The organism is Amycolatopsis sp. lyj-23, from assembly GCF_046549135.1.
Taxonomy (GTDB): domain Bacteria; phylum Actinomycetota; class Actinomycetes; order Mycobacteriales; family Pseudonocardiaceae; genus Amycolatopsis.
On the sequence record NZ_JAJPWN010000006.1, the window covers coordinates 404,448 to 426,039 of the forward strand.

At 72.3% G+C, this 21,592-nt stretch carries 16 protein-coding genes and 1 tRNA gene; 8 read left to right on the forward strand and 9 right to left on the reverse strand.

Going from position 1 to position 21,592, the window contains the following annotated elements:
• Positions 1 to 174: 174 nt before the first annotated feature.
• The 3 genes from ACLJPY_RS17770 to ACLJPY_RS17780 form a co-directional block, all read right to left on the reverse strand.
• Positions 175 to 3,408 (reverse strand): hypothetical protein, encoded by a 3,234-nt coding sequence (locus tag ACLJPY_RS17770; RefSeq protein ID WP_410589774.1) that lies wholly within the window; start codon positions 3,406 to 3,408, stop codon positions 175 to 177.
• A 16-nt stretch (positions 3,409 to 3,424) separates the two neighbouring features.
• Positions 3,425 to 5,101 carry an energy-dependent translational throttle protein EttA gene (ettA, locus tag ACLJPY_RS17775; RefSeq protein WP_410589775.1) on the reverse strand — a complete coding sequence of 559 codons (1,677 nt, stop codon included), beginning with the start codon at positions 5,099 to 5,101 and terminating at the stop codon, positions 3,425 to 3,427.
• Positions 5,102 to 5,231: 130 nt separating this feature from the next.
• Positions 5,232 to 7,259, reverse strand: coding sequence for a cytochrome c oxidase assembly protein (locus ACLJPY_RS17780; protein ID WP_410589777.1), 2,028 nt, complete (start codon positions 7,257 to 7,259; stop codon positions 5,232 to 5,234).
• 57 nt (positions 7,260 to 7,316) lie between these two features.
• On the opposite strand from ACLJPY_RS17780, the gene ACLJPY_RS17785 reads away from it, so the two are divergent.
• On the forward strand, positions 7,317 to 7,955 hold the full coding sequence (locus tag ACLJPY_RS17785) for a histidine phosphatase family protein (RefSeq protein WP_410589778.1): 639 nt from the start codon (positions 7,317 to 7,319) through the stop codon (positions 7,953 to 7,955).
• Here ACLJPY_RS17785 and ACLJPY_RS17790 read toward each other — a convergent pair.
• Together ACLJPY_RS17790 and ACLJPY_RS17795 are read right to left on the reverse strand one after the other, a co-directional pair.
• Positions 7,929 to 9,107: a sensor histidine kinase gene (locus tag ACLJPY_RS17790; protein WP_410589929.1), complete on the reverse strand. Its 1,179-nt coding sequence runs from the start codon at positions 9,105 to 9,107 to the stop codon at positions 7,929 to 7,931. The genes ACLJPY_RS17785 and ACLJPY_RS17790 overlap by 27 nt on opposite strands.
• Before the next feature lie 183 nt (positions 9,108 to 9,290).
• Entirely contained in the window at positions 9,291 to 10,472 is a 1,182-nt protein-coding gene (locus ACLJPY_RS17795) for an MFS transporter (RefSeq protein ID WP_410589779.1), read from the reverse strand.
• A 65-nt stretch (positions 10,473 to 10,537) separates the two neighbouring features.
• Between ACLJPY_RS17795 and ACLJPY_RS17800 the strand changes: the two genes are divergently transcribed.
• The 7 genes from ACLJPY_RS17800 to ACLJPY_RS17830 all read left to right on the forward strand — a co-directional run bounded on the left by ACLJPY_RS17800 (position 10,538) and on the right by ACLJPY_RS17830 (position 16,908).
• Positions 10,538 to 11,581, forward strand: a complete 1,044-nt coding sequence (locus ACLJPY_RS17800) for a LacI family DNA-binding transcriptional regulator (protein ID WP_410589780.1) — start codon at positions 10,538 to 10,540, stop codon at positions 11,579 to 11,581.
• Positions 11,582 to 11,751: 170 nt separating this feature from the next.
• Positions 11,752 to 12,126 carry a peptidase inhibitor family I36 protein gene (locus ACLJPY_RS17805; RefSeq protein ID WP_410589781.1) on the forward strand — a complete coding sequence of 125 codons (375 nt, stop codon included), beginning with the start codon at positions 11,752 to 11,754 and terminating at the stop codon, positions 12,124 to 12,126.
• Positions 12,127 to 12,956: 830 nt separating this feature from the next.
• Positions 12,957 to 13,033 (forward strand) — tRNA-Arg (locus ACLJPY_RS17810).
• 329 nt (positions 13,034 to 13,362) lie between these two features.
• Positions 13,363 to 13,665: a hypothetical protein gene (locus tag ACLJPY_RS17815; protein ID WP_410589782.1), complete on the forward strand. Its 303-nt coding sequence runs from the start codon at positions 13,363 to 13,365 to the stop codon at positions 13,663 to 13,665.
• 149 nt (positions 13,666 to 13,814) lie between these two features.
• On the forward strand, positions 13,815 to 15,188 hold the full coding sequence (locus tag ACLJPY_RS17820) for a TrpB-like pyridoxal phosphate-dependent enzyme (protein ID WP_410589783.1): 1,374 nt from the start codon (positions 13,815 to 13,817) through the stop codon (positions 15,186 to 15,188).
• On the forward strand, positions 15,185 to 16,402 hold the full coding sequence (locus ACLJPY_RS17825; protein ID WP_410589784.1) for an ATP-grasp domain-containing protein: 1,218 nt from the start codon (positions 15,185 to 15,187) through the stop codon (positions 16,400 to 16,402). The genes ACLJPY_RS17820 and ACLJPY_RS17825 overlap by 4 nt, the downstream gene beginning before the upstream one ends.
• A complete protein-coding gene (locus tag ACLJPY_RS17830; RefSeq protein WP_410589785.1) occupies positions 16,399 to 16,908 on the forward strand; it encodes a hypothetical protein in 510 nt (169 codons plus the stop codon). The genes ACLJPY_RS17825 and ACLJPY_RS17830 overlap by 4 nt, the downstream gene beginning before the upstream one ends.
• Positions 16,909 to 17,071: 163 nt before the next feature.
• Here ACLJPY_RS17830 and ACLJPY_RS17835 read toward each other — a convergent pair whose 3' ends face one another.
• From ACLJPY_RS17835 to ACLJPY_RS17850, 4 genes are all read right to left on the reverse strand, one after another.
• Positions 17,072 to 18,319: an ATP-grasp domain-containing protein gene (locus ACLJPY_RS17835; RefSeq protein ID WP_410589786.1), complete on the reverse strand. Its 1,248-nt coding sequence runs from the start codon at positions 18,317 to 18,319 to the stop codon at positions 17,072 to 17,074.
• A 25-nt stretch (positions 18,320 to 18,344) separates the two neighbouring features.
• Complete coding sequence (locus ACLJPY_RS17840) at positions 18,345 to 19,640, reverse strand: MFS transporter (RefSeq protein WP_410589788.1); 1,296 nt, start codon at positions 19,638 to 19,640, stop codon at positions 18,345 to 18,347.
• 76 nt (positions 19,641 to 19,716) lie between these two features.
• On the reverse strand, positions 19,717 to 20,439 hold the full coding sequence (locus ACLJPY_RS17845; protein WP_410589790.1) for a transglutaminase-like domain-containing protein: 723 nt from the start codon (positions 20,437 to 20,439) through the stop codon (positions 19,717 to 19,719).
• 8 nt (positions 20,440 to 20,447) lie between these two features.
• Entirely contained in the window at positions 20,448 to 21,590 is a 1,143-nt protein-coding gene (locus ACLJPY_RS17850; protein WP_410589791.1) for an acyl-CoA dehydrogenase family protein, read from the reverse strand.
• Positions 21,591 to 21,592: the final 2 nt, after the last annotated feature.

The following is a 21,592-nucleotide window of genomic DNA, read 5'->3' on the forward strand; positions in this document are numbered from 1 at the left end:
ACCCGTCGGTAGCGTGGAAACGGCCTGCGCCGGACCACTCAGGCCGGGGATTCCCGGCCGCCCGCCTCGCGAGCCCGAGGCGGTTCAGTCGCGAGCTGGCCGGGCCGCCGTCGGAACTAGCCTCAGCTCAGGGGCGAGCCCGGCGCGGCTCAGTCGTGAGCCGCTGGGTGTGGGTCAGTCGCGGGAGCCGTGGCCGCGGGAGTCCGGGACCTCTGCGCCGTGGCCGTTGCGGCCGTGGCCGTTGCGGCGGCCCGTGTCCTTCGGGCCGAGCTGCTTGACCAGCGCTGCCGCGCTGGCCGTGCCTGCCTGGTGCTCGGCCAGCGCTCGGGCGAGCAGGTCGGCGAGGCCGGCGTCCGGGGGCGGCTCGTCCTCCGCTATCGCGCGGGCGTAGCTCTCCGGGAACGGGGCCGTCGCCGGCGTCCAGTGGCCGAAATCCTCCATCGGCTCCAGCGACGGGGGCATCCGCAGCCGCGGCAGCCACGGCTCGGCTTCGTCGCGGTAGTCCGGCACCGATGGCGGCTCGTCCTCCGGTCGCGGCGGGGGTGCGAGCTCGGGTTCGGGACGGGCCGGTTCCGCGGCGCGCGGGCTGTCGGCGTCTTCCGCCCGCCGACGGCCGCCGGCTCCCCCGGACGCGGAGATGCCCAGGCGGTCCAGCACCGACCGGGCGGCCACCGAGCCGTGCTCGGCGTCGTGACGCGTCGACGGTTGCGGCTGCCGCTCTTCCGGCTCCCACGGCTCCCGCTCGGCGGCGGGCTCGGGCGCGAGCGGCAGCGCCGGCGTGACCCGGGTGGGCGCCGACTCCCGCTCGGCGGCGGTCTCCCGCAGCCGGGCCTCGGCGAGCGCGGCCCAGGAGAACTTGGTCTTGCCGCTTTCGGCGCTCGGCGCGCCCTCCGGACGGCGTTCCGACGGCACTTCGCGCGCGGCGGGGGCGCGCTCGAGCGGCTGGTCCGGCTGCACCTCGGCCGGCTCCGATCGGAAGTCCGGCTCACGCCCGCTTCCGGAGCGGCCGTCCGACCGCATCCCGGTCGGCTCCGGCTCAAGCTCGGGGCGGCGCTCGGCCTCCCGGTTCGACCGCACCTCGGCCGACTCCGGCTCACGCTCGAAACGGCGCCCAGCCTCCCGGCCCGACGAGACCTCCACCGACTCCGACCCAAAGTCCGGCTCACGCCTGGAACGGCGCCCAGCCTCCTGGTTCGACCGCACCTCCACCGGCTCCGACCCGAGGTCCGGCCCGCGCTCTAAACGACGCTCCGCCGCCCGGCCCTCCACCGGCTCCGACCCAAAGTCCGGCTCAAGCCCGGAACGGCGCTCCGCATGCCCCGCCCGCACCTCGACCGGCTCCGACCCAAAGTCCGGCTCACGTTCGAAACGGCGCTCCGCATGGCTCGACCGCACCTCAGCCGACTCCGACCGAAACTCCGGCTCAAGCCCGGAACGGCGCTCCGCCGCCCGGCCCTCCACCGACTCCGACCCAAAGTCCGGCTCAAGCCCGGAACGGCGCTCCGCATGCCCCGCCCGCACATCCACCGGCTCCGAACCAAAGTCCGGCTCACGTTCGAAACGGCGCTCCGCATGGCTCGACCGCACCTCGGCCGACTCCGACCGAAACTCCGGCTCACGCTCCGAACGGCGCGCTGCATCCCGGCCCGACCAAACCTCCGCCGACTCCGACCGGAACTCCGGCTCACGCCCGGAACGGCTCGACCGCACGTCCACCGACTCCGACCCGAAGTCCGGCCCGCGCCCACGCTCGGAACGGCCATCCAACTCCCGGCCCGAGCGGAACTCCTGCTCCCGGCCCGACCGCACTTCAGCCGCTTCCGACCGGGACTCCGGCTCACGCCCGCGCTCAACAAGCCGCGAACTGCCCGACCGCCCTTCGACCGGCTCCGGCTCACGCTCGGAACGGTGCCCCGCCCGGCCCGACCGAAACTCCGGCTCGAGCCCCGAACGGCCCGACCGCCCCTCAGCCGCCTCCCGGCCGCGCTCCAAACGCCGGCCCGGCCGCGCATCACCGGCCTCCGGTGCCGGCCGCGAGTCCGCGCGGGACTCCGGCTGACGAACCGGCTCGAGTTCGTCGCGGATCGCCGGCATCAGCGTCGTCTCCGCCACGTCCGCCGTCGCCCGTGGGCGCTCGAACGACCACGCCGGGGCCGACGGACGCGCCGGGGTTTCCTCGCGTCCGAACGACCACGCCGGCGTGCGCGGCTCCGGCTCCGAAACCGGCTCGGCCGCCACCACCGGGACCGGGCGTGACGGGACCGCCTTCAGCACCTCGTCCAAGTCGATCGACGCCGGCTCGCCGCTGCCGAACTCGCCGGCCAGGACGTTGCACGCCTGCCGGCGGGCGCGGGCGTGCAGCTGCTCGGCCGCCCGGGAGCGGTACAGGCTCGCGATGGCCTCCTCTGCCTGGCCGAACCGCTCCTCCAGCTGGGCCAGCTCGAGCCACAGGCGCGCGCTGATCGACGACAGCCCGTGCCGGTCCGTGCTCGCCACGGCTTCCCGGACCAGCTCGATCGCCGCTTCGCCCGCGCCCGAGGGCAGGTGGACGCGCGTTGCGACCGCCAGCCGCAGCCAGCCCATCGGGGCGACGCCCGCCGCGCGCACCGGCTCGGTCAGCACCGGCTCCGCGATCTCGTACGCCATTTCGGTGTCGCCGCGGTCGAGCAGCGTGCTCACCAGCAGCAGCACCAGCCGGATGCGGACGAGGCCGCCCTCGTCCGCGGGGTTGTCGAGCTTCTCCAGGAAGCCGAGGCCGGTCCGGGCCGCGTCGGCGGCCGCCGTCAGGTCGCCGTGGCGCCGCCGGTGCGCCGCCGTGCCGACGCGCAGCAGCGCCCGGACCAGCAGTTGCGTGTCCGCACTCAGCGAGTCGTCGCCGACGACGAGCTTGTCCGCCTCCACCAGCACGCGGTCCAGCTCCGACTTGCGCCCGAGCTGGCCGAGGCAGCCCACCAGGTGGCACAACGCGGCCGCGCGGTGCACCGGCGAAACCACCGGAGCCGTCAGCACCGGCCGCAACGCGGCGAGGCCGGTCAGCGGCACGCCCAGGCTGCGAGCGCAGACGGCGAGGTCGATGCGCAGCCGCGCGGCGATGTCGCCGTAACCCGCGTGCTCCGCCGCGCGCAACGCCGCGACCGCGCGCCCGACCGTGGCCGGGCGCATCCCGAGCCGGACGCGTGCGGACACGACCAGGCTCTCGGCGCGGATCCACTGCTCGTCGGCACTGGCGGCCTCGGCCAGCGCGGCCGCGCGTTCACCGAGGACGAGCGCGAGCTCGGGCGCCCGCAGGTGCAGGGCGTCCGCCCGCTCGATCAGCCGGCCGACTGCGGAGAGGGTTCCCCCGGCATTGGCGGAGCGCCCGCTCTCGGCTGAGAGCGGGCCCGTCCGGTGCTGTTTGCTGGCTTCCACGGGGAAACCCGCCCCCTCAGTCGCGGGTCAGCTTGCGGTGGGTGACACGGTGCGGGCGGGCAGCCTCGGCGCCCATCCGCTCCACCTTGTTCTTCTCGTACCCTTCGAAGTTCCCTTCGAACCAGAACCACTTGGCCGGGTCTTCGTCCGTGCCTTCCCAGGCCAGGATGTGCGTCGCAACCCGGTCCAGGAACCACCGGTCGTGGGAAATCACGACCGCGCAGCCGGGGAACTGCTCCAGCGCGTTCTCCAGCGAGCCCAGCGTCTCGACGTCCAGGTCGTTCGTCGGCTCGTCGAGCAGGATCAGGTTCCCGCCCTGCTTGAGCGTCAGCGCCAGGTTGAGCCGGTTGCGCTCACCACCGGAGAGCACGCCCGCCGGCTTCTGCTGGTCCGGGCCCTTGAAGCCGAACGCGCTGACGTACGCCCGCGACGGCATTTCGGTCTGCCCGACGTGGATGTAGTCCAGCTCGTCGGAGACGACCTGCCAGACGGTCTTCTTCGGGTCGATCCCGCCGCGGTTCTGGTCCACATAGGACAGCTTGACCGTCTCGCCGATCTTGACCACGCCGTCGTCCGGCTCCTCGAGCCCGACGATGGTCTTGAACAGCGTCGTCTTGCCGACGCCGTTCGGGCCGATCACACCGACGATGCCGTTGCGCGGCAGGTCGAACGACAGGCCGTCGATGAGGACGCGGTCGTCGAAGCCCTTCTTGAGCTTTTCGACCTCGACCACGATGTTGCCCAGCCGCGGGCCCGGCGGGATCTGGATCTCTTCGAAGTCGAGCTTGCGGTGCTTGTCCGCCTCCGCCGCCATCTCCTCGTACCGGTCGAGCCGCGACCGGGACTTGGTCTGGCGCGCCTTGGCGTTCGACCGCACCCACTCGAGCTCGGTCTTCAGGCGCTTCGCGAGCTTCTGGTCCTTCTTGCCCTGGACCTCGAGGCGCTCGCGCTTCTTCTCCAGGTACGTCGAGTAGTTGCCCTCGTAGCCGACGACGCGGCCGCGGTCGATCTCCATGATCCACTCGGCCACATTGTCCAGGAAGTACCGGTCGTGGGTGACGGCGAGGACGGCGCCGGCGTAGCGGGAGAGGAACTGCTCCAGCCACAGGACACTCTCGGCGTCCAGGTGGTTGGTGGGCTCGTCGAGGAGCAACAGGTCGGGCGCCGACAGCAGCAGCTTGCACAGCGCGACCCGGCGGCGCTCACCACCGGAGAGGTGCGAGACGCCTTCGTCCGGCGGCGGGCAGCGGAGCGCGTCCATGGCCTGCTCGACGGTCGAGTCGAGCTCCCAGGCGTCGGCGTGGTCCAGCTCCTCCTGGAGCTGGCCCATCTCCTCCATCAGCGCGTCGCTGTAGTCGGTCGCCATCAGCTCGGCGATCTCGTTGTAGCGGTCGAGCTTGGTCTTGATCTCGCCGAGGCCCTCCTCGACGTTCTGCCGGACCGTCTTCTCCTCGTTGAGCTCCGGCTCCTGCATGAGGATGCCGACGGAGGCGCCGGGCTGGAGGAACGCTTCGCCGTTGCTGGCCTGCTCGATCCCCGCCATGATCTTGAGAACGGTGGACTTACCGGCACCGTTCGGCCCGACCACGCCGATCTTGGCGCCGGGGTAGAACGCGGTGCTGACGTCGTCGAGGATGACCTTGTCCCCGACGGTCTTGCGCACCTTCTTCATGGTGTAGATGAACTCGGCCATACCCACGATCGTAGAGCGCACGTGATCGCGGCTCGACGCCGGTCACCACCGGACTACCGAAAGTCAGCCCGAGGTCACGCCGAGGCTACCGAAACGGCCGTTTTCCCGGCACCCGGACAGCGGCTCAACCTCAACTGGAACCCGAGGGTCGCTTGCCCTCGGCGAGGTTCTTCAACATCGCGTTGTAGGCGTTCAGCTCTTCGTCGCCCGTCGCCGCTTCGCGCCGGTCACTCCGCTTCGCCTCGCGCTCGTCCTGACGCGCCCACTGCACCAGCAGCGCGACCAGCACCAGCAGCACCGGCACCTCGCCCGCGGCCCAGGCGATGCCGCCGCCGAGCCGCTGGTCGGTGAGCAGGTCGGTGACCCACGGCAGGTGCAGCTGGCTGTAGAAGGACTGGCCGATCACCGTCTGCTTGCTCATCAGGATCACGCCGAAGAACGCGTGGAACGGCATCGCGGCGAACATCATGCCGAGCCGGCCGAGGTACGGGATCCGCCGCGGCGACGGGTCGACGCCGATCACCGGCCAGTAGAAGACGTACCCGGCGAGCAGGAAGTGCCCGTTCATCACCAGGTGCGCCCAGTGGTACTGCAGCGCGTTGTCGAACAAGCCGGAGAAGTACAGCGCGTAGAACGACCCGACGAACAGCAGCAGCGCGACCACCGGGTGGGTCAGGAACCGCGACACCGGGGAGTGCACGAAAGCGACGAGCCACTCGCGCGGCCCGGGCGGGGCGTCCTTGCCCGCGGCCGGCAGGGCGCGCAGCGCGAGCGTCACCGGCCCGCCGAGCACGAACAGCACCGGCGCCACCATCGACAGCAGCATGTGGTTGCCCATGTGGACGCTGAACATCGCGGGCGCGTACCGGCCGACCCCCGACGACGTCGCGATCAGCAGCACCACGCAGCCGGCGATCCAGGCGATCGTACGGCCGACGGGCCAGGTGTCGCCGCGGCGCAGCAGCCGGCGGACCCCGGCCAGGTACAGGCCGCCGAGCACCAGCGCGAGCGTGCCGTAGACCAGGTCGAACCGGGTGTCGAAGAGCAGCCGCCACACCGTCGGCGCGCCGTCGAGGTCGTAGCCGATCAGCAGCTCGGTGGTGGACGGCTGGGTGATCGCGTCCGCCGGCGGTGGCGTCCTGGCCAGCCCGGAGGCGATGCCGATGGTGACGAACATGATCAGGATCTCGACCGACGCCAGGCGCAGCAGCTGGGCGCCGCCCTTGCCGTCCGTGCCGTCCTTGAGGTTCGCGACACCCTTTTCGCGCTGCTGGTGGCCGAAGACGCCGAGCAGCAGCAGCGCGACCGTCTTGGCCACGACGAGCAGGCCGTAGTCGGTGGTGAACAGGTCGTTCAGGCCGATCCGGACCAGCGCGTTGACCGCGCCGGAGAGCGCCATCACGATCCAGCAGACCAGCGCCAGCTTCGAGAACCGCTGCGCGGCCAGGCTCAGGTGGCTCCCGCGCCGGTACCCCAGCGCGAGCAGCGCGACCAGGCCGCCGACCCACAGGGCCGCCGCGACCAGGTGGAACAGCAGGCTGTTGGTGGCGACGTCGTGCGAGCCGCCGCTGGCGGAGTGCCCGGTGACCGCGACCGGCACCAGCCCGGCCACGGCCAGGACGAACAGCACCGACGTCCAGCCCCAGGACAGCGCGAGCCGGCAGCCGAGCGCGACGAGGACCGCGATCAGCGCCGTCCACAGCCAGGCCTTCGGCTGTTCGATGGCGCCGACGAGGTCGAGCAGCGTCTGCGGGTCGAGGACGTCGCCGAACGGCTTGCCCGCGGTGTCGGCGGCGGTGAAGGCGACCGACAGCAGGGCGGCGGCGAACCACACCCAGGCGGCGATCCCGGCCGCGCGCAAGGCGCCGTAGCCCTCCGGCCCCAGCGTCCCGGACTTCTGCGGCGGCACCAGGAAGGCGGCCAGCAGCAGCGACCCGACGCAGATCACCGACGCGGACTCGGACAGCACGCGCACGACCGTGATGCCGTACTTGGTGACCAGCCCCGGGTCGGGCAGGCCGGCGATGGCGTAGCCGGCCCCGCCGGTGAGCGCGATCAGGCCGATCGCGACGACGGCGGCCAGCAGGACGCCGACCACGAGCAGGGGGAGCACACTGGCCCGGCGCCGGGTGGGGACGTCGGATTTCGTCGCGGACACGCCCCTGAGGGTATGCCCCGCCCCGGTCAGGCCCGTGTGACGGGCAGGATGGGCGCCGTGAAGATGATCCTGCTGCGGCACGCCGAGTCGCTCGGCAACGTCGACGAGCTCGCCTACACGCGGATCCCCGACCACGCGCTGCCGCTGACGGCCAAGGGCGAGCGGGAGGCCCGCGCGGTGGCGCCGGAGATCGAGCAGCTGCTCGGCGGGACGCGGCCCGCGGTGTACGTCAGCCCGTACCTGCGCACCCGGGAGACGTTGCGGCTGCTGGACATCGAGGCCGCGTGCGAGCGGCTGGTGCCGGAACCGCGGCTGCGCGAACAGGACTGGGGCAACCTGCAAGACCCGGCCGAGCAGGAGATCCAGAAGGCGCGCCGGCACGAGTTCGGGCACTTCTTCTACCGGCTGCCGTTCGGCGAATCGGGCGCGGACGTCGACGACCGCGTCGCGGCGTTCCTTTCGGACCTGCGGGTGCGCGAGGAAAATCACCCGGAGACGGTGCTGATCATCTCGCACGGGCTCACGCTGCGGCTGCTGTGCCGCCGGCTCTTCGGCTGGAGCATCGAGCTGTTCGAGTCCCTGTCCAACCCGGCGACCTGCGAATACCGCGTCGTCGAAGAGCAGGACGGCAAGTGGACGCTCGACCGCCCGTTCGCCCAGTGGCGGAACTCACCCGACGGGGAAACCCAGCTTTAGCGGCGCGGTCAGCACCACGCGGGTGCCGTGGCCGGGCGCGGAGTCGATGCGCGCGGCGCCGTCGATTTCGGCCATCCGCGCGTGGATCGAGTTTTCGATGCCGAACCCGGCGCGGCGCGCGCCGAGGTCGAAGCCGGTGCCGTGGTCGCGCACGGACACCGTGACGACACCTTCGCGTTGTTCGAGGCACACCACGGCCTTCGCCGTCTTCGCGTGCTTCAACGTGTTTCGCAGTGCTTCGCGGGTTGCGTCGTGAAGGGCGTTGATGACGGCCTCGGGGACGTCGGCGGGCTTCGCGAGCACGACGAGGTCGACGCGGAGGCCGTCGGCCGTCATCTCCACGGCCAGTGCGCCGAGGCGGTGTTCGATCCCGCCCGGCTCGGCGGGCGCGTCGCCGTCGAGGCTCAGCCGCAGGCGCAGGGCGTGCGCGCGGGCGGTGCGGCGGACCTGGTCGAGGCTGCCCTGCGGATCCAGCGCGTCCCCGGGCGCGGGCAGCGCGAGGGACTCCATCACCTGCAGGACGGTGTCGTGGACGTCGCGGCGGTGGCGTTCCCGCTCGGCGGCCCGGCCGCGCTGCTCACCCAGCCCGAGGGCGAACCGCATGGAGCCGGCGACGAGCAGCACGATGGCCAGCGCCGTCACCGCGGCCGCGACCAGGGCGAGCAGGATCCACGTCGCGGGCGCCGACGTGCCCGACACCGCGGCCATGCCGTACCGCAGCAGCAGCGCGCCGGCGATCGCGACGGCCCCGGCGGGCGCGCCGCGCAGCAAGGTCCAGACCATGACCGTGCCCATGATGTTCGGCCAGGCCAGGGTCGGCAGCGCCGGTGAATGCACCGCGAAGATCGCCGCGGCGAAGCTGGTCACGAGCGTGTACGCGGTATCGGCGGCCAGGACCGGCCGGATGCCGGTGGCCCGGCGGAACACCCAGGCCACTTCGAGGAGGTTCGGGACGAGGTAGAACGCGACCGCGATCCAGAGGACGGGCGCGGTCAGCGGACCGCCGGACCACACGGCCTGCAGGAACAGCGCCAGCCGGAAGGCGACCGGCACCAGCACCAGCCGCGGCACGGCGTCCCGCACGAGCGTCAGCCCCGTCCCGCCGAACCGCCCGCTCCGGCCGGCGAGCGCCCCCGCGCCGCCGAGCAGCACAACCCTCACGACGTCCTCCCCGGATCAAGGCCCCTACCTTGATCAGCCGACCTGAAATGGCAACGTCGCCGTATTCATTTCAGTTTACCGACGGGCTCAGCTTGCCTGGCGCACCAGGAGACTGTCAACGCCCGGGTCGTGGCGGAAAAGCCGATGTCGCCACGGAATTCGCAGGCGGAACGCCTATCGGCCGACCATCGCCGCCGCTTCCTCCCGCCGCCGCGACCGGCGGGCGGCGACCGCGGCGGGCAGGATCAACGCCGCGACGAGCGCGACGAAGACGAACGCCACGTCGTAATCCGTCGCCTGCGCGATCCCGCCGACGATCGGCGGACCGCCGAGGAAGCCGGTGTAGGCGACGGCGGTGACGAACCCGATCTCGCGTTCGCCGCCGGTGCCGTCGCCGCGCTTCCCGGCGTCCCCGGCCAGGCTGAGCGCCAGCGGGAAGGACGCGGCGAGCCCCGCGCCGGCCAGCGCGAACCCGGCGTACCCGACGGCGGCCACCGGGATCGTGGCCGCGGCGACCAGCCCGGCGGCGGCGAGGGTGGCACCCGCGGCGAGGCAGCGGGTGGGGCCGAACCGGCGTTGCGCGAGCGGACCCGCGAGCCGGCTCAGCGCCATGACCAGCTGGAACCCCGCGAACGCCAGTGCCGCGGCGCCCTGGCCGACCCCGCGCTCGACCGTCATCAGCAGCGCGGACCAGTCCGACGACGCCCCCTCGGCGATGGCCGAGCACAGCGCGACCGCGGCGAGCAGCCACAGCACCGGACGCCGGATCGGCGCCCGCGCCGGCGTGGCGACGGGTTCTTCGGTGTGCTCCGGCCGGATGCCGGGGACGTCGCGGATGACCAGGACGAGCACCATGACCGCGACGACGGCGGCGACGGTGAGGTGGCGCGCCGGGGACCAGCCGTGGCCGGCGGCGAGGCCCGCGGCCAGCGAGCCGGCGAGCGCGCCGAAGCTGAACCCCGCGTGGAACACCGACATCACCGGCTTGCCGAGCCGCCGCTCGACGGCGACGCCGGCGACGTTCATCCCGACGTCGAGCATCCCGACGCTCGCGCCGATCACCAGCAGCGCCCCGGCCAGCAGCGGCACGGTGGGCGCGCACCCGACCAGCACCAGCGAACCGGCGGCCAGCGCGGTACTGCCGGCCACGACCGCGCGGGCGCCGGCCCGCTCGATCAGCCGTCCGGACACCGAAGCGGCGGCGAGCATCCCGACGCTGGCGCCGAGCAGGGCCAGGCCGAAGGTCCCCGGCGAGGCGTGCACCTGGGCGGTCAGCGCGGGCGTGCGCGAGGCCCACGAGCCCAGCGCGAGGCCGTTGAGGGCGAACACGGTGAACACCGCGATCCGGTCCCGCATGGCATCCCCCTTCTCGTGCTCCCAGCGTGACTGAAGCGCTTCAGAAAGTCCACTAGACTGTGCCGATGACCCGGCGCCGCCGTCCCACGCTCGACGACGTCGCTTCGGCCGTCGGCGTCTCGCGGGCCACGGTGTCGAACGCCTACAACCGGCCCGACCAGCTGTCCGCGCGGCTGCGCGACGAGGTGCTGCGGGTCGCCGGCGAGCTGGGCTACCCCGGCCCGGACCCGACCGCGCGGAGCCTCGCGACGAGCCGCACGGGTGCGGTCGCGGTCCTGCTGGACACGTCGCTGTCGATGGCGTTCTCCGACCCGGCGTTGTACCTGACGCTGGACGCGCTGACGCGGGTGATCGACCCGCGCGGGCACGCGTTGCTGCTCCTGCCGGGCGGCCCGCCCGCCGAGCGGGTGCGCACCGCGCAGGCCGACGTCGCGATCGCGTATTCGCTGCCCGACGGTGCGCCTGCCCTGGACGCGGTGCGCGCGCGGGGGCTGCCGCTCGTGGTGGTCGACCAGCCGCTGCTGCCGGGGACGGCGCTGGTCGGCTGCGCGGACCGGGCCGGTGCCGCGCTGGCCGCGCGGCACCTGCTGGACCTCGGGCACCGGCGGTTCGGGATCTTCGCCGCGTGCAGCCACGTGCGGCCCGGCGGGGGCCGGTTGACCGTGGCGGAGGCCGCGGCATCGCCGTTCCACGACGTCCGGGAACGCCTCGGCGGGTACCTCGACGAGCTGGGGTCGTGCCCGGTGGTCGTCGAGGAGGCCGGCGGGTTGAGCGCGGAGAGCGCGATGGCGGGGGCGTTCGCGCTGCTCGGGGCGTCGCCGCGGCCGACGGCGGTGCTGTGCATGTCCGACCAGCTCGCGCTGGCGGTGCTCGCCGCGGCCCGTGAGCTGGGGATCGGCGTACCGGGCGAGCTGTCGGTGGCCGGCTTCGACGACAGCCCGCCGTCGCCGTGGTCTTCGCCGCCGCTGACCACGGTGCGGCAGGACCTCGCGACCAAGGGGCGGATCGCCGGGGAACTGGCGCTGGCGGTGCTGGACGGCGGTTCGGCGCCGGCGCCGGTCGAGGTGCCGGTTTCGCTCGTCGTGCGCGGCAGCACGGGCCCCGGCTAGCACCGTCGCCGTCTTCCCGCAAGGCCGTTCCCGGATCTGTGGACAACCATTCCCTTGCCGGGCAGTTGTCCACAGAATCGAAATTGCGGGCTGACAAATCTTCCACCGCCCGCCAATCTGGAATCACAGTCCACCGCGGCCCGGCCGCGATTCCGAAGGGGAAATCCACCATGTCTTCACGTCGTCTTCGTTCCCGTCTGCCGCACATCGTGGTCCTGGCCATGGTCGGCCTGCTGACCAGCGTCGGAGCCGCCCAGGCGAGCACGGATCCCGGCTGCCGCAAGGGCGAGTTCTGCGTGTGGCCGTCCGACGGCTACGGCGGGCAGATCCAGCGGTTCGACCTGCGCACGGCCAATACCGAGGAATGCCTGCCACTACCGGAAGGATTCGACGGGTCGTCGTTCGCGAATCTGATGACCCGCGATGTCACGGTGTACCAGGACGAGGAATGTTCGACCGAGGGCGACTTCGTCACCTACCCGGGTGGCGGCACGTACGTCCCGAACGCGCCGTTCCTGGTCCGCGGCATCCAGATCTGGGAGTAGCCGGATGACCCGGGTCCGCGTCGCCGCTCGCTCCAGGGGTGAGCCGGCTCGCGGCGGCGGCCGGGCCCGACCGGGGCCGCTTCCCGAAGCGGCCCCACCCGTGGGCGCGCCTCAGCGGCGGGGCGCGCCCACGGGCCCCCGCCCTCGGTCAGGTCCGCCCCCCGGGCCGGGCCGAGGGCGCCCGGGGGTGGCGGCACGCACACGGACACCAGGCCGGAGGCTCCGCGGACGCCGGACCACCGGCTGCTCGCCCGCCCCGGCGAGCCCCCTGGGGTCCGGCGCGTGCTCGCCCGGCGTGTGGGGCTTCGCTGCTGCCCTTGAGAAGCCCCACACGCCCACTGGCGGCCTTTCCGGGCTCTGGTTCCGTCCGGAGCGCGCCTGGGGGCTCAGCAGCCCTGCGGGCATGGTCGGGAGGGGGTGTTCGCGCCTTGCCGGGCGCGGATGTTCCGGGCAGGCGTCCAGGACCGGCTCGCCACCCGCTGCGGCGGGCAGGCAGCGGCGCGCGGACGCTCACGGCGCTGCCTGCCCGGCCGCGTGCGGAGCGGGCGAGCAGGGTTCTGGCTGAACACAGCAAGAGCCTTCTGATGGTCAGATTACAGGTTCCGGCCGCGCGGCGAAGCCCACTCGGTCACGCTCAGCACTTCCCCGGATACAGGAGGAGGGATCGCCCCCGCTTTCAGGCAGCACCAGGCCGGTCGCCCCGGCGCGCGCACGAAAATCACAAATTCCGTCGAACGAGACCTGAAACGATTCGCCGGTGTCGAACGATCGAGTGGGTGGCAACGACTAAGCTGCCAGTGCCGGGTCACCGGCAGCTGCCGTCGGCGCGGGCCCTCGTAGCTCAGCTGGATAGAGCAAGAGCCTTCTAATCTCTAGGTCGCAGGTTCGAGTCCTGCCGGGGGCGCCACCAGGGAAGACGCCGTGCGCGACCGCGCACGGCGATCCCTGGCCACGTGACCGGGCGCCACGCCGCCGGCACCGTGGCGGCTCCCACTGTGGACGGTGGCCTGCGAGTGCGCAGCGCCGGAAGTCGTATCGCCGGAGCGGCCAAGTGGCGCAACGGTTCTCCGCCGATTTCCGGTCGAGACAATCTTGTTACCTCCGGTGGCAAATCCGCCGGTTGCGCTTTCCCGCAACCGGGCGATCACCCCCAGCAACCCTCCTCGCGCGAGCGTGCAACAGCGACACGCCGACCCGATCGAGCGAGGCACCCCAGACGAAGGAGACGGAGACACCGTGGACCCCGACGATTCCGGCGGACGGCACCGGCGCCGCCGCGCCAACAGCGCCGCCCGCGCCGTCCTGGACGAGGCCCGGCGGGCCGGGCTCGTCCAACGGCACCTGACGAAGCTGCGGCACCTGACCGACCGGTCACGCACCGGCGGGACCGGACCACTCGCCGAACCGGTCCGCCCGGCGCCCGGCGGCCTGCCTTCGTCCAAACGGGAAGCGCCGCCGCGCACTGCGGAAGCGCCCCTCAGGGCGATCCGGACGACGGCGCCGGCCGTACCGGCACCGCCGACGGACACCGCGGCTTGAGCCGGGCCACCACTGTGGACGGATGACGTCCCGCGGGATGAGCGCGCACTTCGGGAGATGTGCGCGAGCGGGCTGGAACGGCAGCATCGGGCGTGCCGGCCGGTGCTGGCGTGCGCCGGATCGGTCCTGCACAGACGAGAGGCTCCGCGATGGAGAGAACGAAGTTCCAGCTCGACGAGTCCCAGATTCCGACCACCTGGTACAACATTGCCGCCGACCTGCCCGGTGCCCCGCCGGCGCCCGCGCTCAACGCGGCGACCGGGAAACCGCTGACTCGCGACGAGATGGGCGCGACGATGCCGGAGCCCCTCATCGACCAGGAACTGAGCACCGAGCGGGACATCGAAATCCCGGAGCCGGTGCGGCAGCTCTACACCCAGTGGCGGCCCAGCCCCCTCTACCGCGCGCGGCGGCTCGAGCAGGCTCTCGGCACCCCGGCCAAGATCTACTACAAGTACGAGGGCGTCGCCCCGTCCGGCAGCCACAAGCCGAACACCGGGATCCCGCAGGCGTACTACAACAAGCAGGCCGGCAAGACCGGCCTGATCACCGAGACCGGCGCCGGGCAGTGGGGCAGCGCGACGGCCCTCTCGGCCGCGCTGTTCGGGCTGACCGCCAAGGTCTTCATGGTCAAGGTCAGCTTCCAGCAGAAGCCGTACCGCCGGGCGCTGATGGAGTCCTACGGCGCGGAGTGCGTCCCCAGCCCCAGTCCGGAAACCGCGGTGGGACGGGCCATCCTGGCCAAAGACCCCGACTCCCCCGGCAGCCTCGGCATCGCCACCTCCGAAGCGCTGGAGACGGCGGCCACCGACCCGTCGCTCGGCTACGTGCTCGGCAGCGCGGCGAACCACGTGCTGCTGCACCAGACCGTCATCGGGCAGGAGGCCCTGCTGCAGATGGAGCTGGCCGGGGACTACCCGGACGTCATCGTCGGGTGCTCCGGCGGCGGCAGCAACCTCGCCGGGCTCACGTTCCCGTTCATCGGCGCGCAGCTGCGCGGCGGCCCCGCGGTGCGGGTGCTGGCCGTCGAGCCCGCCGCGTGCCCGACGCTGACCCGCGGCAGCATCGCCTACGACTACGCGGACACCGGACGGCTCGGGCCGCTGTTCCGGATGCACACCCTAGGCCACGAGTTCATCCCGCCGCCCGTGCACGCCGGCGGGCTGCGCGCGCACGGCATCGGGCCGCTCGTCAGCCGTGCCGTCGAGGACAAGCTGATCGAGCCGATCGCCGTCGGGCAGACCGGGTGCTTCGAGGCGGGCGTGCAGTTCGCCCGCAGCGAGGGCATCCTGCCGGCCCCGGAGTCGACGCACGCCATCCGCGGCGCGATCGACGAAGCCCTCAAGTGCCGGGCCGAGGGGGTCAGCCGGACCATCCTCTTCGGACTGTCCGGGCACGGGCACTTCGACCTCGTCGCCTACGACAAGTACTTCGCCGGCACGCTCGAAGACGAGGTCGTCGACGAAGCCGCGCTCGACCTCGCGGCGGCGACGATCCCGCGGCTGGACGGGGCCACGTCGTGAGGGTGGCCGTCGTCGACGCGGACGGCATCGCGGCGCACCTGCCCGCGCTGCTGGCCGCGCACGGGCTGGAGACGGTGCTCGTCCGGTCCGAGGCGCCGGACATCCACCTGACCGGCTCGGCGGCCGCCGACGTCCGGCACGAAGGCGACGTCACCGGGACCGCGGAGGCGTTGCGGCGCCTGGACGTCGGCTTCGTGCTGGCCGGGACCGAGTCGGGGGTGCTGCTCGCCGACGAGCTGTCGGCGGCGCTCGGCACCCCGGGCAACGGCATGACCCGGCCGCGGGCGCGCCGCGACAAGCACGAGATGGTGGCGGCGGTGCGCGAGGCGGGACTGGCCACGGCGGCGTCGTTCGCTTCGCCGTCCGGCGACGAGGTCGCCGCGTGGGCGGCCGCGCTCGGCAGCTGGCCGGTGGTGCTGAAGCCGCTGGCCAGCGCCGGCACCGACAACGTCCGGATCTGCCGCTCGGCCGCCGAGGTGCGCACCGAGCACGCGAGGATCCTGGCCAGCACCACGCGGTACGGGGCGCGCAACGAAACCGTGCTGGCGCAGGAATACCTGCACGGCGACGAGTACTTCGTCAACACGGTCAGCCGGGACGGTGTGCACCACGTCGTCGAGGTGTGGCGCTACCACAAGCAGGCCATCGACGGCGATCGCTGGATGTACGACTACGAGCACCCGGTGCCGCTCGAGGACCCGCAGGTGGCCGGCCTGGCCGAGTACACCCTGGGCGTCCTGGACGCGCTCGAGATCCGCAACGGCGCCGGGCACACCGAGGTGATGCTCACCCCGGCCGGGCCGGTGCTGGTCGAGTCCGGGGCACGGATGGGTGGTTCGCACCAGCCGTCGGTGATCTCGCGGTGCATCGGGACCAACCAGGTCGAGTGCCTGGCACGGGCGGTGGCCGAAGGGGTGACGCGGCTGCCGACGTACCGGCCGCGGTCGTTCCTGCGTTACGTCACGCTGATCAGCCCGGGCGACGGCGTGGTGCCGGACGAAGCGGGGTTCGCGGCGGTGCGCGCGCTGCCGTCGTTCGTCGACCTGGTGCTGACCACCCCGGCCGGCCGCCGGGTGCAGCGGACGGTCGACCTCGCCACCTCGGTGGGTTACGTCTACCTCGAGGCGGACGACCCCGAGCAGGTGGAGCGGGACTACAAGCAGCTGCGTGAGTACGAACTGAACGGGCTCTACACAGGTGAGGTGACCAGGTGACCAAGGCGATCACGGAAATCGGCGAGCTGGCGGACATCCCGGCGGAGTGGGTGCACGTCGAGAAGCGCATCCACCCGGGCGAAGACCTGCGGCTGCCGGGGGCGTACCTGAAGTGGTACGACATCCGCGAGGCCGGCGAAGAGGCCGCGCCGTCGATCAGCGAACAGGCGCGGCAGTACCTGCGCGACCAGGCGGAGGCGGGCGAACTGGAGTTCCAGAACGAACTCGGCTACGCGATGCTCCACCACGACGGCGGTTACTACCTGATCGTCGGCCTGTGGCGCAAGGACGAGCTCTGGACGGGCATCTTCTTCCTGGACGGCGACGAGTTCAAGCGCTACCCGGTGAAGCCCGGCGCGTTCCGGGCCACGCAGAACGTGGTGGAGCTGGACGCCACGGCCCACGAGCGCCGCGCCTGGGCCCGTTTCCTGCGCTCGGACCGCGACGAAGCGGCGAAGCGCACGTACATCGAGGACTACTGCACCGGAGTCGTCGGCGTGCCGTGATCCCCGCACCCGGCGACCGGGCCCGCTCCCAGCCGGGGGCGGGCCCGTTCTCGTTCGCGCGGCCGGAGGATTTCGCGCAGCCGGAGGATCCCGCGCAGCCGGAGGATTTCGCGCGAACGGGCTCCCGTGCCGGCACGGGAGCCCGTTCGCGGACGAAGCAGGTTCAGTCGGCCACCTCGCGGGTGTGGACCTTGATGTCCGCCACCCGCGCGCGGCTGTACTCGATCGCCGCCGTGGTGTCCGGGGCTCGGACCGCTACGTGCCCCAAGCCGTCCCAGGAGCCGTCCAGTGAGCGGACCACGTCGCCCGCGGCTGCTCCGCCCAGGTCCACGGCCAGCGTTGCCGGGTCCGAGGTCACCTCTTCCACTCCCGCTATCTCCACGATCTCGCCCGGCTGGGCCACCGCCAGCCAGCTCGCCGCCGCGCCTTCGGCCGGCGGGGCCGGCGACACCGGCTCGACCAGGCCGTGCGGCCACTTCATCGTCAGCTCGTGCATGTCCACCCCGTGGACCTCGTGCACCAGCTCGTTGATCAGCGCGCCGCCGATGCGGTTCTGGGACTCGATCACCACCGGGCCGCGGGGGCCGAACTTGAACTCCGTGTGGCTCGGGCCGTCCGGGTAGCCCAGTGCGTCCAGGAACGCCGGGATCATCCGCTCGACCGCGGCCACCTCGGCCGCGGACAGGCGGGCCGGGACGGCGTGGCCCGCGTGGACCACCGTTCCCGGCAGCGTCACCGCCTCCGTGATCGCCAGGACCGTGTGGCGGCCGGCGAACGAGAACGCTTCGGCGCTGTACAGCGTTCCGTCGACGTACTCCTCCATGATGTACTCGTCGAGGTCGTACTGGCCGAGGAACGGGTGGCCGGAAACGTCGCGCTCGTTCGAAACCGCTTCGTACACCGCGGGAACGTCGGCGGCGCTGTCGACGCGGTGGACGCCGAAGCTCGCCGTTCCCGCGCCCGGCTTGACGATGAACGGGTAGCCGTAGCACGCTCCGAACGCCGTCAGGCCGGCGCTGTCCGTCATGACCTCCGCGCCGATCACCGGGACGTCCGGGTCGGCCACCTCCGCCAGCCTGCGGCGCATCACGTACTTGTCGGTGAACCGGTGGCTCACCTCGTACGACGGGCCGCCGAGGCCGAGCAGGTCGCGGACCCGGCCCGCCGGGTCGAGGCCGGGCTCGGTCAGCGACACGACCTCCGTGAAGCCCCACGCCCGGTGCGCCGCCTCGGCGAGCGGGCGGAAGGTCTCCCAGTCGGTGTAGTCCGCGAGGACCGCGCCCACCACCTGCGAGCCGTACTCCGGCTTGAACTCGGCCGGGAACTGGACGTACACGACCTCGAGGCCGGCCGCCTTCGCCGCGTGGAAGTGCTTGGGGTTGCCGCCGATGAGCAGGATGCGTGGCGCCATTTCGCTGGTCACTCCTGAAAGGGGCTCAGACCGGTTCCGGTTCGGGCTCGGGTTCCACCGCCGGCGGGGGCTGCACCGGCTTCTCCGCGCGGACCGACGGCAGGCACAGGCACAACACACCGCCGAGGACGCAGGCGACGCCCGACAGCGCGACCACCTGCGAGCCGGTGAAGTGCTCGAGCAGCAGGCCGCCGAGTGCGGCGCCGGTCGGCGAGGACGCGACGATCACCGAGCGCCGGGCGCCGAACACCGCGCCGTACTGCTCGGACGTGACCGCGTTCTGGATGACGCTGATCTCGGTCGACGCGTACGGTGCCCACACGAACCCGCCGACGAACATGATCACCAGCGCGAGCGGCAGTGCGTGCACGAAGACCAGCGGCAGCAGGATCAGGCCCCACAGCGTCGCGCCGACCGCGTTGACCACCGCCGGGCGGAAGCGGGCCAGCCGCGGCACCATCACCAGGCCCAGCAGCGCGCCGACGCCCATCGCCGACCACATCGCGCCGTAGCCCGCGCCGCCGGCGCCGAGGTTCTGCTCGGAGAACACCGGGATCGCGGTCAGCAACGGGCCGTAGGACAGGAAGTAGATGATCGTCAGGATCATCATCGCGCGGACCACCGGCACGGTGATCAGCGGGCCGAACCCGGCCACGAAGCTGTTCTTCTTCGGCGACCGCGACGGCGACGCGGGGACGACGACCAGCGCCGGGTTCACCCGCACGCCGAGCACCAGCGCCGTCGCGACCAGGCACATGATCGCCGGGATGAACAGCGACCAGATCCCGATGAAGCCCGCGAGCGAGCCGCCGAGGACCGGGCCGACGAGGTAGGGGAACTGGTCGCCGATGGTCAGGACGCCGTTGGCCACCTGCAGCTCGCGGCGCGGGATGAGCAGCGGCGTGATCACGCGGGTGCCGACCTTGGCCAGCGGGTTGGTGACGCCCATGACGAGGCACAGGCCGAGCACCACGGGGACGCTGAACGTGCCGACCACCGACAGCAGGGCGATCCCGCCGATCGCGATGCCGCGGATGGCGAACCCGATCGCGGTGAGCTTCACCGGGGACCAGCGGTCGAACCACGCGCCCAGCAGCGGACCCGAGACGATTTCCGGAGCACGGCGGAAGAGCACCGCGAGGCCGGCCAGCGCCGGGGAGCCGGTTTCCACCAGCACGATCCAGATCAGGGCGACGGAGGCGAACTCGTCGGCGGTCTCCGAGAGCAGGCTGCTCACCGTGAGCTTGCCCAGGCCGGGGAACCGGCCGAGCACCGACTGCTGCCACCGGCTCCGGACGGAACCGGGCGCCAGATCCACCATCACTGCTCCTTCCGGGTCGTGCGTCCACCGTCCTCCCGCGCGACGGCGGACCGCATCTCCCTCCGTGCCCGGGTGATCACGCCGCCTTGCCGACCCCGGTCTCGTCGGCCGCCTCGGCGACGAGCGAGCCGCCCGCCGTCTCGTAGCGGCTCGCGAACAGGGCCGGGTGGGCCGCGCGGATGCCGTCGACCACCAGCTCGTACGGGAAGTCGTCGAAGTCGCCGTGGTCGTGGAGGAACTCCATGTACCGGCGGCCCTTGCTGTCGTACGGGTGCGACATGCTGTCGGCCGTTCCGTCGAACTCCAGCGGCGTGATGCCGTAGAGCCGGCACAGCAGCTTGGTGAACACCGGGGTCGCGCGGACCCACTTGCCGTCCAGGTGCACCGAGTTCAGCGCGTGGAAGCGGAAGACGTCGCCGCCGACCAGCTCGCGCAGGCGCGGCGACGCCAGGTGGTTGCGGACGTCGGTGAGCGCGATCCGGCTCGGCACGCCCACCGCGCGGCACACGGCGGCGTACACGATGGACTTGTGCACGCAGAACCCGCGGCCGCGGGCGATGATCGCGCTGGCCTGGAGGCCGGCGCGGCTCAGCGCCGCGCCGTAGACCTCGTAGTGCAGCTTGTCGCGCACCGCGTAGTACAGCGCGACCGCCTTCTCGGTCGGCGTGGTTTCCGTGCCGTCGAGCGCCTGCCCGACGAACTCCTGCACGACCGGGTGGTCGTGGTCGAGGAACGGGGTGACCCCGAGCAGGTCTTGCGGAGGCGTCTCGGCCACCATGTCGTCCTTCTTCCGGTTCACGGCGCTGGTCAGCGCACTCCGAGCATTCTGGCGACCTTGTCCCGCTGGACCTCCGACGTGCCCGAGTAGATCGTGCCGCCGGTGGCGTCGCGCAGTTCCTTCTCGATCCCGAACTCGCTGAGGTAGCCGCGGCCGCCGAAGATCTGCACGGCGTTGGTCGCCGACCGGACGTTGGCCTCGCTGGCCAGCACCTTGGCCATGGCCACGGCCACCATCACGTCTTCGCCGGCCTCGAACCGCCGCGCGGTGTCGTAGAACCAGTTGCGGGTGGTCTCCAGGTCGATCTTCATCTCCACGATCTTCGCCGCGATCAGCTGGCAGGAAGCGATCGGAGCGCCGAACTGCTTGCGGGTCTTCGCGTAGTCGATGCTCTGCTCCAGGCGGAACTCCATGGCCCCCAGACTGATCGCGAAGGACAGGAGCACCTCCCACTTCATCACGTAGTCGAGCAGCAGGAAGCCCTTGCCCCGGCGCCCGACCATGTTCGCCGCGGGCACCACGCAGTCGGTGAACGTCAGGTTCCCCAGCGGCGACGTGCGCAGGCCCATCTTGTCGACCGGCGGCCCGGTCTCGAACCCCGGCGTGCCCCGCTCGACGGCGAACACGCTGATGCCGAGCGGGCCGGTGCCGGGCGAAGTCCGGGCGTAGACCAGGACGACGTCGGCGACCGGGCCGTTGGTGATGAAGAACTTCCTGCCGTTGATGACGTAGTCGTCGCCGCGGAGCTCGGCCGTGGTCTGCATGGCCGCCGCGTCGGAGCCGCCGTGCGGCTCGGTGATCGCGTGCGCGCAGATCACCGAGCCGTCACACACCTTCGGCAGCAGCCGGTGCTTCAGTTCGTCGGTGCCGAACCGGTGGATCGGCACGCCGGTGCTGACCAGCTGCGTCGAGATCGAGAAGCCGAGCCCGCCGTCGCGGCAGTGGTAGCCGAGGCCCTCCAGCACGTGCATGGTGGTCGGCAGGTCGTGCCCGCCGCCGCCGTACTCGGTGCCGAACGGCAGGCCGAACAGCCCCGACGCGCCGATCTCCGGCCAGAGCCCGGCGGGGAACTCCGCCTCGCGGTCGCGCCGGAGGTGGTCGGCACCCCAGGCCTGGAACGCCTCGGTGTAGCCGTCCCGCAGCGCCTGTTGCTTGTCGGTCCACTGCTGCATCG

Excerpts from the sequence above, each read along its gene's own strand:
- ettA (WP_410589775.1), bottom strand. The coding sequence starts at position 5,101 with ATGGCCGAGTTCATCTACACCATGAAGAAGGTGCGCAAGACCGTCGGG.
- ACLJPY_RS17795 (WP_410589779.1), bottom strand. The coding sequence starts at position 10,472 with ATGCGGGACCGGATCGCGGTGTTCACCGTGTTCGCCCTCAACGGCCTC.
- ACLJPY_RS17800 (WP_410589780.1), top strand. The coding sequence starts at position 10,538 with ATGACCCGGCGCCGCCGTCCCACGCTCGACGACGTCGCTTCGGCCGTC.
- ACLJPY_RS17805 (WP_410589781.1), top strand. The coding sequence starts at position 11,752 with ATGTCTTCACGTCGTCTTCGTTCCCGTCTGCCGCACATCGTGGTCCTG.
- ACLJPY_RS17820 (WP_410589783.1), top strand. The coding sequence starts at position 13,815 with ATGGAGAGAACGAAGTTCCAGCTCGACGAGTCCCAGATTCCGACCACC.
- ACLJPY_RS17835 (WP_410589786.1), bottom strand. The coding sequence starts at position 18,319 with ATGGCGCCACGCATCCTGCTCATCGGCGGCAACCCCAAGCACTTCCAC.
- ACLJPY_RS17840 (WP_410589788.1), bottom strand. The coding sequence starts at position 19,640 with ATGGTGGATCTGGCGCCCGGTTCCGTCCGGAGCCGGTGGCAGCAGTCG.
- ACLJPY_RS17850 (WP_410589791.1), bottom strand. The coding sequence starts at position 21,590 with ATGCAGCAGTGGACCGACAAGCAACAGGCGCTGCGGGACGGCTACACC.